The organism is Pseudomonas sp. S1(2024) (assembly GCF_046557535.1).
Window position 1 is genome coordinate 1 of sequence record NZ_JBKGFP010000017.1, and the last position, 13,771, is coordinate 13,771.

General features: G+C 54.3%; 16 protein-coding genes. 5 read left to right on the forward strand and 11 right to left on the reverse strand.

Annotated elements, in window-relative coordinates:
• The 7 genes from ACLCGK_RS06325 to ACLCGK_RS06355 all read right to left on the reverse strand — a co-directional run.
• Positions 1–488 (reverse strand): hypothetical protein (locus ACLCGK_RS06325; RefSeq protein ID WP_410951521.1); only part of this gene is annotated, 488 nt, incomplete at its 3' end.
• A 200-nt stretch (positions 489–688) separates the two neighbouring features.
• Complete coding sequence (locus ACLCGK_RS06330; protein ID WP_056797588.1) at positions 689–1,087, reverse strand: hypothetical protein; 399 nt, start codon at positions 1,085–1,087, stop codon at positions 689–691.
• Positions 1,087–2,154 (reverse strand): hypothetical protein, encoded by a 1,068-nt coding sequence (locus ACLCGK_RS06335; RefSeq protein ID WP_056797591.1) that lies wholly within the window; start codon positions 2,152–2,154, stop codon positions 1,087–1,089. The genes ACLCGK_RS06330 and ACLCGK_RS06335 overlap by 1 nt, the downstream gene beginning before the upstream one ends.
• Complete coding sequence (locus ACLCGK_RS06340) at positions 2,147–3,688, reverse strand: type II secretion system protein GspD (RefSeq protein ID WP_410951522.1); 1,542 nt, start codon at positions 3,686–3,688, stop codon at positions 2,147–2,149. Before ACLCGK_RS06340 ends, ACLCGK_RS06335 begins: the two co-directional genes overlap by 8 nt.
• Positions 3,682–4,101 carry a hypothetical protein gene (locus ACLCGK_RS06345; RefSeq protein ID WP_410951523.1) on the reverse strand — a complete coding sequence of 140 codons (420 nt, stop codon included), beginning with the start codon at positions 4,099–4,101 and terminating at the stop codon, positions 3,682–3,684. The genes ACLCGK_RS06340 and ACLCGK_RS06345 overlap by 7 nt, the downstream gene beginning before the upstream one ends.
• 1 nt (position 4,102) lies before the next feature.
• On the reverse strand, positions 4,103–4,561 hold the full coding sequence (locus ACLCGK_RS06350) for a hypothetical protein (RefSeq protein WP_056797599.1): 459 nt from the start codon (positions 4,559–4,561) through the stop codon (positions 4,103–4,105).
• A 253-nt stretch (positions 4,562–4,814) separates the two neighbouring features.
• Positions 4,815–5,747, reverse strand: coding sequence for a recombination-associated protein RdgC (locus ACLCGK_RS06355; RefSeq protein WP_410951524.1), 933 nt, complete (start codon positions 5,745–5,747; stop codon positions 4,815–4,817).
• Between the two features lie 105 nt (positions 5,748–5,852).
• On the opposite strand from ACLCGK_RS06355, the gene ACLCGK_RS06360 reads away from it, so the two are divergent.
• A complete protein-coding gene (locus tag ACLCGK_RS06360; protein WP_410951525.1) occupies positions 5,853–6,545 on the forward strand; it encodes a sigma-70 family RNA polymerase sigma factor in 693 nt (230 codons plus the stop codon).
• Positions 6,546–6,595: 50 nt separating this feature from the next.
• On the opposite strand, the gene ACLCGK_RS06365 is transcribed toward ACLCGK_RS06360, so the two are convergent.
• Together ACLCGK_RS06365 and ACLCGK_RS06370 are read right to left on the reverse strand one after the other, a co-directional pair.
• Positions 6,596–7,429: a hypothetical protein gene (locus ACLCGK_RS06365; RefSeq protein WP_056797610.1), complete on the reverse strand. Its 834-nt coding sequence runs from the start codon at positions 7,427–7,429 to the stop codon at positions 6,596–6,598.
• Positions 7,429–8,157: a hypothetical protein gene (locus ACLCGK_RS06370; RefSeq protein ID WP_410951526.1), complete on the reverse strand. Its 729-nt coding sequence runs from the start codon at positions 8,155–8,157 to the stop codon at positions 7,429–7,431. The genes ACLCGK_RS06365 and ACLCGK_RS06370 overlap by 1 nt, the downstream gene beginning before the upstream one ends.
• 85 nt (positions 8,158–8,242) lie before the next feature.
• On the opposite strand from ACLCGK_RS06370, the gene ACLCGK_RS06375 reads away from it, so the two are divergent.
• Complete coding sequence (locus tag ACLCGK_RS06375) at positions 8,243–10,252, forward strand: hypothetical protein (protein ID WP_410951527.1); 2,010 nt, start codon at positions 8,243–8,245, stop codon at positions 10,250–10,252.
• Between the two features lie 10 nt (positions 10,253–10,262).
• On the opposite strand, the gene ACLCGK_RS06380 is transcribed toward ACLCGK_RS06375, so the two are convergent.
• Positions 10,263–11,186, reverse strand: coding sequence for a hypothetical protein (locus ACLCGK_RS06380; RefSeq protein ID WP_056797617.1), 924 nt, complete (start codon positions 11,184–11,186; stop codon positions 10,263–10,265).
• A 141-nt stretch (positions 11,187–11,327) separates the two neighbouring features.
• On the opposite strand from ACLCGK_RS06380, the gene ACLCGK_RS06385 reads away from it, so the two are divergent.
• The gene (locus tag ACLCGK_RS06385; protein WP_056797620.1) at positions 11,328–12,026 is read left to right on the forward strand and encodes a sigma-70 family RNA polymerase sigma factor; all 699 of its coding nucleotides are present in this window, start codon (positions 11,328–11,330) and stop codon (positions 12,024–12,026) included.
• A gap of 16 nt (positions 12,027–12,042) precedes the next feature.
• The gene (locus ACLCGK_RS06390) at positions 12,043–12,318 is read left to right on the forward strand and encodes an HU family DNA-binding protein (RefSeq protein WP_056797621.1); all 276 of its coding nucleotides are present in this window, start codon (positions 12,043–12,045) and stop codon (positions 12,316–12,318) included.
• Between the two features lie 27 nt (positions 12,319–12,345).
• Here the strand turns inward: ACLCGK_RS06390 and ACLCGK_RS06395 are convergent, their stop codons facing one another.
• A complete protein-coding gene (locus tag ACLCGK_RS06395) occupies positions 12,346–12,951 on the reverse strand; it encodes a hypothetical protein (RefSeq protein WP_410951528.1) in 606 nt (201 codons plus the stop codon).
• A gap of 132 nt (positions 12,952–13,083) precedes the next feature.
• Here ACLCGK_RS06395 and ACLCGK_RS06400 point away from each other — a divergent pair, with 132 nt between their 5' ends.
• Entirely contained in the window at positions 13,084–13,767 is a 684-nt protein-coding gene (locus ACLCGK_RS06400; RefSeq protein ID WP_410951529.1) for a hypothetical protein, read from the forward strand.
• Positions 13,768–13,771: the final 4 nt, after the last annotated feature.

Here is a 13,771-nt window from a genome sequence, read left to right on the forward strand (position 1 = left end):
CGGTACCAGACGGTGTTGGCGTCGGCGCCGGTCACGCAGCCGAAGGTGCCGGTGCTGTTGGCGGCCTGGTCGGCGATGATGGTGCAGACTTCTTCCGGAATAGCGTCGCTGGTGTCGTAGATCACCTTCGCGGTCACGCCAGTGGCCTCAGGAACAGTGGCCGACAGGTTGTCGGAGATGCGGTAGGCGTTGCCTTTTGGCGGGGTCGGCACGCTGGACAGGTACTTCTGGGTGACCAGCTTGGTCAGCTCGGTGCTGACAGCGGTGGCGCCCGAGGCGGTTTCATCGGCTGCGCTCAGCGAAGCGCCAGCGTTGTCGTTCTTGTACAGCACGTGGGCGCCGTTGATCTGCTGACCCTGGTTGATGAAGGTCGAAGCGATGGCACGCGCCGAGCCGTTGGACAGGCCATCACCGCCGTAGAACAGGGTGGATACGGCGAGATAGACGGTCAGTGCGATGGCGATGATGGCGATAATCAGTGCAAACATGGGGGCAAAACCTCTTTCTTGTTGTTTTTATTGGGTTTTCGTCTCTGAATGTCATCATCTTATCAAGATTCTCCTTTACATCAATATTGACAGTGGTTTTGTTTGCGATATACAGCAGGTAATTTTTGGTCATCCTGCTGCAAGCTCCCCCTGCTGACACAAAAAAGCCCTCATTCGAGGGCTTTGTCTGCTTTGCAGGGCTATTGAAGGACAGGATCCAGATACGACATTCTCAGGAACGTCCCATTGACAGATCCACCCTTAGGGTCGGAAGGGTCTTTGCAGGTGCCCATGCAGTAACTAACCAGCTTCAGATTATCGCAGGCACTGATTGCCAGAGAGCCTTGCAGTAACTTGTTTTTGTAGTCCTTCAGTCCAGGCATTTTGGCTTGAAGGCTGTTGCCCTCGCGAATCACCTCGAAACCTGAAGACTTCATGGCCGTAGTGCAGGCCTGAATGTTTTTCGTCTTCAGATCTTGCAGGGCAATTTGTTGGCGCGGGCTCAGCAGTAGTGCTGTGGCAGACACCAGTAAAATGGCGCATGCCATCAGTCCCCCAATCCCGACCAAGGCGTTGTAGAGTGCATTGGTGCGCTTCATCACTTGCTCTCCGAAATGGTTTTTTCCAACTCATTGAGGATGTTCGCACGCTCAATGCGCTGGCTTGCCGCATCGACACTCGTTGCAGGCTGGTTGATAGGGGGCGCTGGAGCGGCTGTAGGTTGTTCCTGGACAACCTTCTTCTCCTCAACCCTCCAGGCACCGTTTTGATAGGTGAGTTTGTGAAGGTACGCTTCCGGTTTTTGCAGCACGGACTCAACTTTCCCAAGTTGCTGCCATGGAAGTTCATGTGCGGATTGGGAGTAGACAGGAACCTTGTCCTTGCCATAAATCTGATAGACGACAAACCATGCACTGAGGAAAGCCACCACGCCAAACAGGGATGCCAGCACTCCAGACACCATCAGGCCATGGTGGCGCGAATACACAGGCTTGAGCGGATCGCTGAAGAAAAGATTTGGACTGATCACCTGCTCCTCCAGCTCGTTCGGCATGTAGGTTGCAAAACCGACCGCCTTGCGCACCAGCTGGACATTTCTGTCATTGGCCGGCAGCGTAACCTCACCTTGGGTATCGAGAGCTTCCAGGGCCGAGCGGAGGACGCCAAAGCCGGCACCCCCCTCCTGAACTTCATAGGCAAAGCCGCCTGACCATGGAACAATTTGATAGAAACAGGCCGTCTTCGACTCGGCGTTGTCGATGACCCACTCGCCAATGTAGCGCAGCAGGTCTTTGCGCTTCACTTCGGACATGAATCCCATGTGAAGCTTTTTCGGCCAATTCGCAGGGTCTTCAGGCGATTCAGGTTCCACAGGGTGGTTCAGGGGGTCTGCCCAGCGCATGAACCGCTCCATCATACCCCTGGTGCGACCCATGTGCCGCCCTTTCAAATTGGTTGCTGCTGGGAACCCCTCTTGCCTTGACGCTGACTGAGGAAGCTCTTCAGTAAAATCTGCCTCAGTCGCTTGCGCCAAGCGCGTCTGAAAATCTTCGCTGATCCCCTGATCAATGTTTAATCCACCGAATCTTCCCGAAATACGTGGTGATACCTCGATGAGCTCATCCTCCCCCAGGGGGAAACCTGGCTCCAGGCGCTTATCAATCATATTTAGCTCCTTTGGCCAAGAAGACGGTCACAGTAGGGCGAATCAGAATGAACATGGCGGTTCGCGATATCTTGTATTCTTTTGAAGCGGTGTCCTTCGTGTCCATTACCGCCAGGTTGCTGCGGGTGTCGGTGATTTGATCGTAAGTCAAACCACCAATGATCAGGCTTTCACCGGCCCTGACCTTCACGTTGTCGGTAAAGGCCTGTTCTTGGGTTTGTGGTCGGCTCAGGGTGCCGATCTGGTTGCCCGCCGAAAGTTCGACAAAACGCAGCAGTGAGCTCAATTTCAAATCAACCTTGATCGAAACCAGCCGGGTTCGGTAGTCGAAGTAAGGGTTGAGTTTCAACTCAAGGCCGATATCCACGTCCTTGACGCTGGTTGACCCCAGGCTGTTATTTGAGTAGCCATTGCTGTTGTTGCTGTTGTACCCATTGCCGGTATTGACGCCAATCGAGTCGATATAGGGGATCTTCTGCCCCGACTTGATTGAAACCTCTTCACCCGAAATGGTGTCCATGGAGACAGACTGGGTTGTCTTGGTCTCGCCATAGGTCGAGAGGAGGTTGAACGCCGACAGGAAGCTGAAATTGCCCGAGCCGATATTGACCTGCAAGCCATCTTTTCCAAGCCCCAGGTACAAGCCGCTTGTGCGCCCACTGGGGCTGCTGGAGGAGCCATCGGAGCCATCGGTGTCGGTGGAAGTGCTGCCAACTACGGAGCTATTGCCATTGGTGAGGCCATTGCCCGAACCAGTGCCACCGCTGGCGTCCGATTCGTCATTGGCTAGCCCAAGGGCACCGAGTCCTGCTTTTAGCGAGCTCCAGTCAAAACCGGTGTTGCGCTCCTTGTCGATCGCGGTGTTCAGGATCGCCACTTGCATCGAGACCAGAGAGGCGTTGATCCCCATTTTCTCGATCATTTCTGCGATGCGCTGCTGATTCTGGTGGTTCGCCGAATATTGGATGGTGCCTGCTTGTATCGACACCTTGACATCCGTTGCGCCAAGTCCGGTGATATTGTCCTCGATCGCTTTTGCCACACCCGCATTCTGCGGGATCTGCAGAATGTACGGCTTGCTTTCGGTTACCATCAGGATGTTGCCGGGCAGCCAGCTGAAGGACAGGCCGTGGGCGATGGATATGGCGTTGAGGAAATCACCAAACCGCCCCTGGAAATTGAAGATCACGATTTTTTTCTGACGAAGGGCGTCGTCGGGCACAACCAGGTAGAAGCCCATATGACTCATGACTGCGCCCAGATCGTCGAGGGTGGAGTCCTTGCTGAACATGACTTCAACTTTCTTGTTCGCCACTGCCGTGGGGATGGACTGCGGCGCCTCAATGGTAAACCCATGCCCCAGGCCAACGGTGCGAATGGCTGGGGTTTCGGTAGCCCAGGCTTTGCGCATATCGTCGGTCAACGCGCCCCGCGATGGCATTTCCGAGCTTTCTGGGATCCTGTTGCCGGAGCAGCCAGTCAGGGCCATCACGATAGCCAAGGCCGTCAGCTTGAAGCATTTGTGGATTACCATGTTTTACCTTTGGCGTCTTTTTTTGTTGTCGGTTTGCCCGCTTGAGGCGCGATGGCTTGCTTGATTTGCTGGATATCGTCCGAAGGCTTGGGGGCTTCAAGAGTGCTGATCGATGTGCCGTCAGCCGGGTAGCGAACATAGAGGCCCTGTTCCGGTTTGTACCAGACTTCCTGTCGATCAATGATCGCCACCATCCTCGCCCCTGCGAGATCATTCATTTTGCGCTGGGCGACGGGATCTACGATCGGACTACCTGTGCGGGAAACGCCTGGAACGCCCGAAGGAGAGGATGGGTAGCCCCCTTCTGATGTAACAGTCACCTGGCGCATTTGCGGTGGCAGGAACGGGTTCTGTTCGGCTTGTGCATGAGCAGATGCCGCCAATATCATCAGAAGAAAGAGCTGGTTCTTCATTTCAATTCGCCCTTTGTGCTTCGAGAAGGCCGATGCGGCGCAAAGTCTTAACCGCCTTCACCCCCAGGTCGACATGCTGCTTGATCCGATGGATGCTGATTTCGCCACGCATATCGACGATCAGCACCTCTTTGCCAAGCAGCAAAAATTCTGAGAAGTCCTTGATCTTTACGGAATCCGACAGTTCTGTGAACTTGAATTCAGGGTGATTTCTGAACCCGTCGTTGTCCAAACCTGGCCTGCCCATCAGCAGGAACTTGCCTTCGTGGTGATTGCGAGGATCGGCAAGCCAGGAGCTGACAAATCCTGAGAGTCTTGACCCTTCCGCCGACGCCCGGACAAACGTGACATCCAGCTCGGAATGTTCCGCTTCACGCAAGGCCATACGAATCTTGATGGCGCTGGTACTGTCGTTGGCACGCTCTGGGTTTTCACAATTTCTATCTAAATCGAGACTCATTTGTAAAGCGCTCCTGGAAATTCAACCCACCGCAAGGAAAACGCGATTGTATGATGCTCATGGCGATGAACCTCAGCGATAATCCATCGACATCAGTCTAGGAACCACGAGGATTTCCAGCCTCATCATGGTCACAGCAGCCACAGGTGCCATTGCACGTCGTTTGGACTGAACCTTGGGTGTTGGTCATTTCAAGCTATCTTAAACAACTTCATGTCAATATCCAAGTAAAGCGAGGTGCGTGAACGAGATTTCACTCCTCGTCCAGTTGCGATTCTTGATCCATTTCAAGCTGGGTTTCTTCGCCGCTTGCCTCACCACCGAGCGAGTTAAGCAGGTGTTCCAGCAAAGCATTCACCTCGGCAGCCATCAGAATGACGTCGGCCTGTAGAATTTCCATAGGTTCGCCGCCACCTGAGTCGTGATCCGCCATAGCGATCTCGCTCAGGGTGAACTCCTTGATCATGAAGTCTTCGGTCAAGGTGAAAGAATTGCGCTCACCCATGGTCAGCGCCAGCTCCGAGACAAACAGGTTGTTGCGCAAGTACTCCTGGAGCTTTTCGTCAGCAAGATCACGATTGCGATATCCGATGGTGCCATCACCGTCGCCAATCGTGCATTTGTGACCAAGGTCAAACGGCTGTGGCGCCTTGTCCTCACTGACCCACAAGGTGAGCATTTTGGACACTTCGTGTTGCGGACGAACGGGATACAACACGTTGGATTCCATTGCCCCGCGAATTGCCTGGGCAATTGCGTCCCCTGTCTTTCTGGACGAGGAGTTGATCACCAGCAGTCGGGTGTTGGTATCAACGTAGGCCCAGGTTTCTTTGGCCTGAGGTGGGCAATTCACCAGCAAGCGAGCCTTGATTTCTTCTTTCAAGGCTTTCTTTTCGTCTCGCTTGAGTTTCCGACCCTCCTTTTTCTCGCGCTCCTGCACCTCCTTGTTCAAGGCGGTTTTGATCGCTGCCGGGGGAACCTTTTTTTCCTCGACCATTAGGCAAAACAGGTGGTAGCCACTGACAGTGAAGACGCGTTCGTTCAACCCCACCACCTCGGTGAAGCCTGCGCTTCTTTCCTGGGATTTGTGGCACGGATTGAAGGGGTTTGCGTCCAGGAATCCGACCAAACGCTCACGGTCGACCTTTTCGCCCATTCGGTAAATATTAAGGTTCTTGAAGAACATGGCTCGGTTCCTTTAGGCGTAAATTGGTGATTGCCAGCATTGCGAGGTCGTGAGAGCATACATTTAACCGTATATTGAGTCAAACGATGCATTTGGGATGTTCTCTTGATCGATTCTGGCCATCAAACGCGCCTCTGGCAGGCTCATCTGCACCTTACCGCCGACCTCGTGAGAGACTATTGCTACAACGCTGATCTGACCGAAGATGCACTGCAGGAGGTCAAGCTTGGGTTGTGGGAAGCCACGTTCGAATGGCGTGAGGACATGCAGGAAAAATTTGCGCACTATGCTTGGTTATGTATGCGCAGACGGCTGCTCACCTATCTGACTCAAACGGCTGTTGACAAGCCCCGCCTATCGCGCAAAGAAACCTCGGTACTGCGCGACCTCAAAAAGCATCTACGCGCAGGCGAACTCATCTCCTGCAAACTGCTGGACTTGCTAAGCGAAGAATCGGGGATTACCCGGTTCAGGTTGTGCCAATTGATCGCCTACTGGTATGCCAGCAGCACCGCGTTGAGCGCCAGCAGTCTCGATGTGCTGGAGGAAGCCTGCGTGCCGGATGAAGACCCTCAGTACAGCGAGAGCCAATACCAGGCCCTGGAACAAGGCATTGCCAGCTTACCTGAGCGCGAGCGCCTCATTGTCATTGCCAGGCACCTGGAAGACCCCAAAAAGACCCTGGCGGAGCTTGCTGCGACGCTGGGCGTGGTTATTTCAAGGGTGCGTCAACTGGAAGCGGCTGGAGTGGCGCGACTGAAACGGCATTTGGGTGTGAAGGATGCAGGCCAGCAGTGACATTGCGTCTGCAGGTCGGACGACATCCGACCCTTGCCAGCCTGGGTGGTCTAGCTGCCTAACTGGCGCAGTGTACTTAGCAGGTCTTCAGTAGAGGCATACTCAATAACCTCTTCTTCCTGCACCACCCCTGACAAATCCCAGTGTTCATTGTCTTCCACCGATACCAACAGGCTCAAGTAGGCATCCTTGAAACGCTGCTCGTTTTCACGACTCTTCCCATTGGTGTTCAGGTCAAAGGCACTGATCCTGGCGCGGGCCTTGACGATCAATGGGTGCAGCGGTTGACCAGGGCGAACACTAAGCGCCAACAGCCAGGCATCTTCGACCAGCGGTGCCCCGCCCTTTCGATGCGACAGTAGCGCTCCCTTGAACTGCTCCAGGGATGGCGGGAAGCTTCGGAAGACTGTGCTTGCCTGGATTTTTTTCAGGGCCTGCTCCAGCTCGCCGATGGATGCCTGAACGTTTTCGAATTCTGCCAGCCAGACACGTTCACGCTGGAGGCTTTCAATGGTGCTGTCCAATCGCCAGAAGCGACCATACCCCTGGCAGAAGTGGGCATCGAGCTTGTACCAGAACTCGGCATATTGAACTTGCCCATCGGTGACAGGACAGATTTTCAGGACACGACCTATCTGGATCAGCATTTCAAGATTCGGCGGGTATTCAGCAAATGGCTTCAAACCCTGAAGCAGCCAACTGCGGATATTTTTTACACATTGAGCATCGATGTTCGAGCGCATGAAGCCAAGCGCGCAATCGTTGGCGTAGGCGGTACTTTCCCCGTACATTTTTCGGAACATGGGGGTTCCGTAGCGACGCTCGACCTGCATTGCGAGTGTGCGGCACTCCGCCGCCAACTCCTGGGGAATGGTGATTTTCATCAATATTCTGCCTCGATTACCATGTCTTCAAGGTTAGGCGCTTCATCGTCCTGCTGCCGGGCCAGGTTTGCACCGTGTTTCTTGATCCACTCCCGAATCCAGTAAGGGGCATTCGGCACGGTGGGTCTGGATTGACGCTCCGACCTGAGATCATCGTACATCAGCGCGAAAGCGGCTTGCATGTCCACGGTCGGGTGTTCCAGCTCCAGCTGCTGGCGTTGATCCGGGGTGATGATGAAGATGGCCCCATCCAGGCCGTACAGCGCGGTTGGCAGCCACCCCTGAAAGCCCATGTCCAGTTCGATGTTGCGCTCTTCAAAGGGGATTCGGCGCGAAATTTCCGTGATGGCCGCAGGCCCGACATCCTTGAGCTTGAGGTCGGCAGCTCGTGCTTGGATCGCTTTTTTCTTGACCGAATCCATGTCCAGGCGCTTGGAGCGTTTTTTCACGGCGCTGGCCGAGGACTTCAAGCCGACGCAGATGAGCACATTGGAAACCACTCCCTGGCAGACCTCTATCACCCCTTTCACGGTCAGGGCATTCACCACATCCCAGATCAGCGCCTCGTCCACGCCCCATGAGCGCGACAATTCCTGGCTTTGGAACGGTATTTCGCCCGGCGTCTGGGCCATCAGCATCAGGTCAATGAGCTCCCGTGCTACTGCCCGTTGATCGAAGGCCGGGAACTGATCTCTGATCAGCGAAGCAATCTCATCAGGAATGCGCATGGATTTTTCACCCTGTACTGCATAGAATATTGGAAAGGCCTAAATGGGCTCGCAGTCTAACGATTTAAACGGAAATTGACAACCGATGCCTAGCAATACGTCATCCCCTGAGAACATCATCCTGTACCCCCATAGCTACAACAAGCGCGGGGACGAGTCTCTGCATTCGGTGCAAGGGGTCACTGCAGACGGCGAGGAGGTCAACGTAAAGCTGCGCGTGGCCAGCAAATATGCCAGTCGCGATGGCACGCCGAGCATCGCCGAGTTTGCGCGGGAAGACTATGGGGCCAAGAATGCGTGCATTGCCACCCCCGACAATTCTCCGACAAATCGACAGGGCATCCTTCTGTTTACAGGCTGCGAACCTGACGGGGAAAACCGAAAAGGCATTACCAGCTATATTGCACGCTGGGCGTACCGCCTGGTGGCTGATGGTGACTCTCCTGCCCCTATTATCGGCATCGGTCGCATTCATGTTGCCGAAGAAACATCACGTAATCGTGGCATCCGTACAGACATCGAGGCCCTGCAGCAAGCCAAGCCGATTGGCTGGGAAGCCCGAGTGGTCAGGCTTGAACAAGACCTCAATGACGCCACGCGGTTCGCCTACTCTCTTCGACTTTACCAATATGCCCGCACCCGGATGTTTCCAAGCGCAGACACCAAAGCTTGGGAGCAGTGGATCATTGATGTCATCAACACGGGCGGTACCAACAGCACTGTGACCGGTGTTTTTGTACGAGCAAGACTGAGCAGCGGTAAGTACCTGCCCGAAATTGACGCGGAGCTGATTCCCATCTGGAACCCAAGAGACAGGCGCTATCAAAACGGCGCAGAAATCGTCTCTTGGCTGCACAAATTGATTCCAGAGCTTGCAGGTATCGGCGACGACGTGAGCCTGGTGATCATGCCCGTTGAATGCCATATCGCCGGCCAGGTTTTCAAGAAGTTCTATGGCGAGCCCAAGAATTTCCAAAAGCTGAAGCAGCAGTACTACCCTGGCGGGCGTGCTGAGCTTTCACTGTTGGCGGCCTCTCAAAGTTTGCACGATGGCAGCCCCTTGCTGCTTAGGGTTCACCCTTTGGGCGGCCCCATGGGGCCAGCAATGAAGCTCAATGAGCATGGGGACTTCCTGGCGCAGGTTGTTGGCGAGGCGGGCGATGAACCAGGCGAAGTGGTAGAAAAGATCGCTGCTGGGCTTAATTTCAAGGCTCCGATGTTCTTCCCAAGCTGGTTTGAACCGACCAGGGTACTGATCGATGAGAATGACCTTCCGATGCTGCATGACCTGACGGTCGAAGAATCTGATCCAGATGCCCCGCAGGAGACTACGGCGCTTGATGCTGGCACCTTCACATTTGCCACTGACCCGGAAATGCTCGACGAACTGGTGATTGTCGATGACATCACTGAAGTCTCGCCCTCCCCCGGCGTTGACAGCGAGCCTCCAAGCTTGGTGCCGGAGCTCAGCTCCGCTATGCCCGCCTCAAGCGAATCCGTTGCCGATCAGGCGTTTGATTTTGACAACAAACCTGCCCCAGCACAGCTTCCAGCGCCAGTCGCTGCAATTATCGTGGAGTCGCCAAGTGAGCAGGCCACAGCGTGTGAGGACGGTGGTGTCATGATCATGGTAATGGATGATGAGCCCGCCCTGGATCCTGTTAACGACCATCCTTCGGAAGTCGCGTTGGATGAGCCGGATGCATCCTGGGCTTTTGGCAGCGATGACGAGCCTGTATTGACCCCGGAATCGGAAATGCAGCCCACCCCAATCGAATCAGGCAATGCTTCCATGGTGCCTGCGGAAGCTGAAATGGCAGTGCCAGAGGGCGGCACTCCTGCTGTACCACCAGTTTCTGCTCCTGTCATGGAGCTTTTGGGCGTGGGTGAGCCGGCGCTGGTATCAGAACCCTCGCCTGAGCTTGAATTTGAGCCCGAATTGGAGCCACAAATGCTGACTTCTGGCGCTGAGGCTGACGGGCTGGAGCAGCCAGAAGTCATCGTGGATAAGATGGAGCCTGCAGCACCTCCACAGGCGCCAGGAAAGAAACCGAAGGGCCTCGCAGGCTTCCTAGCGAAAAGGGGCTTGGCTTAGCCCCAAGGCTTCAGAAGCCCATGCCAGACTGGATGACGGCACGCATGTCGTGGGGTTTGAAAATTTCGGCCCCATCGAGCACATACATAGATTTTTTAATCCAGCGCTCCTGCAGCACCTTAAGTTGATCGTGGGCTTCCTTGTATTCGTGGTACTCCATGGGGTCGATGCCCACGGAGACCGCCATTTCCAGCGCTGCCTGCATGGTTTTCTTGACCCGAATTTCCTCCAGGGCCGTAGCGCCATCGCGACCGTGAAAGGTCAGTCGCTGATCGCCCTTCTCTAGCCAGAACTGGCCAGTCAGGACTTTCTGGCCAGCAAATTCCTCATAGAACATACCAGGGTCTTGTGGCGACGCAGGGGGTACAAAGGTGCCCGGCGTGCCATCGTCGCCGTTCCTAGGGTTGTCTGGCTCTATCACGTTGATATAAGACAGGTAGCCATTCTCCAGCGGTGTTTTATACACCAGCAGCTTGGTTTCCTGCAGTTTCGGTGTAACAGGATAGATGTCCTCACCTACTTTGAGCAGATGTGGGGCAATCAAGGTCACCGGGACGCCGTTGAAGGATTGACCGACAGTCACCTTCCCCAGGGTTTTATCGTCGTCACTTTTGAGCAGGAACGTCACGCTACCCCTGCCCATGGCCCGTGCCTGAAACCCATGCTTGAGATTCCGCCCGATCAGCACACTGTGCTCGCCAACGATCAGGGTGCCGTTAGGGTTTTTTGACACGATGGTGGATCCGTTCAGCGTTTCGATGCTTTGATCGAGCTTGACCATGCGGGTGCTTCCGTTCTTACGGTGCACCTTGTAGAGGCCCTGGTTCTCATCAATGAGCTCCGCTTCCCATTTCGACAACAGGTTTCCAGGAAAACCATAGACAAGCTCTGTAGCCGCTGCCGCTTTTCGGTGTTTGGATTTTTCGCGAGCCATTTTTTGACCACTTCAAATTATTTCTTTTCTTCACTATGAATTAGAAGAAAGGGGGGATACAACGAGAAAAATATATCCAGGCCTTGACAGTTTGTCAATTTACATTATATTCGAAAAAACTGATCGAAAGGATGGATGGTCATGAGTGCATTCGGAACCCGTAGCAAGCCGGAAATTTTCATGGCAGCGAAGCAGGGCTGTCGCCGTAGCCAGAATATCTTCCTGATTCAGAACCGACTACTGGTTACCAAAATCGCTCAATGCTACCTTTGCAACCCGAGGCTGTCCTCTGAGCATGATGACATCGTCCAGGAAGGTCTGATGGGTATGTATCGTGCACTGGAGAAATTCAATGTGGAACTGGGCTTCAGCTTCTCGACCTATGCTGTGCCCTGGATACGCGCCTACATCGAGCGTTTTTTGCGAAGCTCCCTGATCAAGCTGTCCATGCCGACCCGGATGCGCGATCTGGCCTGGAAGGTGCGCGGGCTTTCCCAGAAATACAGCTTGGAGGCGATCAGCGAAAGCCTGGATATCGACCTTACCCTCGCCACAAGTCTATTTGAGATGACGGATGTCTTGCCTCTGGACACGGTGAGTGAAAACCATGGTCATAGCGTCGAGGATCTGGTTATCATGCAAACCGAAATCCAGCGCGTGGGCCAGGCCTTTGAGCGATTGCCAGCCCTCGGAAAAGCTGCTTTACTCATAAAAATTGGCGAACATCAGGTGTACGACGGTGCCTCGAACTACCTTACCGATCATGACATCAGCCGATACGATTTTGATAAAACTGCCAAGCTTTCCCTGGCAGCCATGAAAAGCGCACTCTGCGCATGACCAATGAGGATGTAATATGAGCCAACAACAATTGATTGACGATCTCGCCCAAGCGACTTCTCTGCCGAAAGCCTCCATCAAGGCTGTGCTGAAAAGCCTGCCGGATGTGCTGGTGGCACAAATCAAGGCCAGTGACGATCAAGCTGTCACTCTGCCAGGCATTGCCACCGTCAAACTGGTCACCCGTAAGGCCCGCACCGGCAAAAACCCCGCGACCGGTGCAGCGATCCAGATCCCTGAAAAGATCGTTCCGAGCGCAAAACCGCTGAAGGCCTTCAAAGACAAGTTCTAAGCCTTCTCTCCGTCGCAGCCGGGGTTGTTAGAGCCCTAGCTGCGATACCGCGCTTTCCCTGCGCCTGAAAGGCACCACGTTGTCCGGAGCAGGCATCCGGCGCTGATCTTTCATCGGCAACCCAAAATCATCACGCGCCCAGCTTGGCCCATCCATTTTCAGCATGGCGTTGAACGAATCCACCCTGACGAATTTCTGCTCGAACGATTTGGCGGAGACGGGCATTTTCATCTCGCCGTTGGTGACCAGCCAATCACCCTTATTGCCACTGGGCCATTCGGTGTGGTCGAAATTGTGCACGCAGAAATCGCAGCCCATCCGCACGGCGTATCGCACTCCTGTCTGGATGTAATAGACGCCGGATTTCCCTGCATCATCGATATCAGACACCATGAATTCGTCAGCAAACGTCTTCATGGACAGCGGTCGTGGCATTTGCTTGTCCAGTACAGCTTTGCTCGGATCAAAGCCTTTTGGGCCCCAGCAATCCTTGGTATCAATCGCATAAGTCAGCGCGATACCAGGCCGAGTTGTAAGATCAACCCAGAAAAATTTAGGCTTGTGGGTAACCATAATCGCGCCATTATCAGGCCCAATATTGAGCTGGGTGGCGTCTAGTCTAGGGCTATCCATTATTATGTCCCCCTGCATGCGAGATTTCAGGTACAGATTGGCAGGGAGCTTTAGCCGTTTCAACACGATTTACTTGTATATTGTTCAGAATTGCGATTTAATTTAAGCGTATATTGACACAGGATGCTCTCCATGGATTTGCTGAACTCTCCATTTTCCTCGTTGATCAGGCTTCAGGGGCAGCTTATCGCCCAGGAACAGGAGGTAGAATCCGAAATTGCCGAGTTTCTGCAGGCTGGCTCCACCCTCGCTAATTCTGTCCCTGGCGCCCACCTGAGGCTTGAAGAGCTTCGTTTTGCTAGAGCCATGCTTCGCTACCGGATCATGGATGCTGAAGCGGTCACCAAGGCTCGAAAACAACTCCATTTCGAAACTCGGGTTTTGGAGGCATTTGCCCTCCTCCACCCGGAAATGAATGCTGAGTTTCAGCATGAATTGGCAGGCCAAGCCTTTAAGGTCGAAGGCTACGACTGCCCTGCCGTCATTCTTCAGTCGATTGAGACTTGTTACCGCAAGCTCGAATCGTCCTTCCAGGATCAATCGTCAATGCTGAACCAGATGGCGCTGAATGCGCCCAGGGCGAACGAGATGAAGGATTGGTTTGGACGTGTCAACCATGCGTTGATGAAGTCAAAGGCGTATTTCTCACGCCAATGTGGCAAGGCCAGATCCCTGCGGATGAGATTCGCTGAAGCGTACGGCAACAATGAGCAGCACCATGCCTTCACCCTCCTCCGTGCGCGCTATGGCGCGGAGATGATTGATGCCCTGGCACTGGCAGTTGCCGCCGATTCGAAGCGGAGAAAGGCCGCCTAAGCGG

Excerpts from the sequence above, each read along its gene's own strand:
- ACLCGK_RS06330 (WP_056797588.1), bottom strand. The coding sequence starts at position 1,087 with ATGAAGCGCACCAATGCACTCTACAACGCCTTGGTCGGGATTGGGGGA.
- ACLCGK_RS06335 (WP_056797591.1), bottom strand. The coding sequence starts at position 2,154 with ATGATTGATAAGCGCCTGGAGCCAGGTTTCCCCCTGGGGGAGGATGAG.
- ACLCGK_RS06340 (WP_410951522.1), bottom strand. The coding sequence starts at position 3,688 with ATGGTAATCCACAAATGCTTCAAGCTGACGGCCTTGGCTATCGTGATG.
- ACLCGK_RS06345 (WP_410951523.1), bottom strand. The coding sequence starts at position 4,101 with ATGAAGAACCAGCTCTTTCTTCTGATGATATTGGCGGCATCTGCTCAT.
- ACLCGK_RS06350 (WP_056797599.1), bottom strand. The coding sequence starts at position 4,561 with ATGAGTCTCGATTTAGATAGAAATTGTGAAAACCCAGAGCGTGCCAAC.
- ACLCGK_RS06355 (WP_410951524.1), bottom strand. The coding sequence starts at position 5,747 with ATGTTCTTCAAGAACCTTAATATTTACCGAATGGGCGAAAAGGTCGAC.
- ACLCGK_RS06365 (WP_056797610.1), bottom strand. The coding sequence starts at position 7,429 with ATGAAAATCACCATTCCCCAGGAGTTGGCGGCGGAGTGCCGCACACTC.
- ACLCGK_RS06370 (WP_410951526.1), bottom strand. The coding sequence starts at position 8,157 with ATGCGCATTCCTGATGAGATTGCTTCGCTGATCAGAGATCAGTTCCCG.
- ACLCGK_RS06375 (WP_410951527.1), top strand. The coding sequence starts at position 8,243 with ATGCCTAGCAATACGTCATCCCCTGAGAACATCATCCTGTACCCCCAT.
- ACLCGK_RS06380 (WP_056797617.1), bottom strand. The coding sequence starts at position 11,186 with ATGGCTCGCGAAAAATCCAAACACCGAAAAGCGGCAGCGGCTACAGAG.
- ACLCGK_RS06385 (WP_056797620.1), top strand. The coding sequence starts at position 11,328 with ATGAGTGCATTCGGAACCCGTAGCAAGCCGGAAATTTTCATGGCAGCG.
- ACLCGK_RS06390 (WP_056797621.1), top strand. The coding sequence starts at position 12,043 with ATGAGCCAACAACAATTGATTGACGATCTCGCCCAAGCGACTTCTCTG.
- ACLCGK_RS06395 (WP_410951528.1), bottom strand. The coding sequence starts at position 12,951 with ATGGATAGCCCTAGACTAGACGCCACCCAGCTCAATATTGGGCCTGAT.
- ACLCGK_RS06400 (WP_410951529.1), top strand. The coding sequence starts at position 13,084 with ATGGATTTGCTGAACTCTCCATTTTCCTCGTTGATCAGGCTTCAGGGG.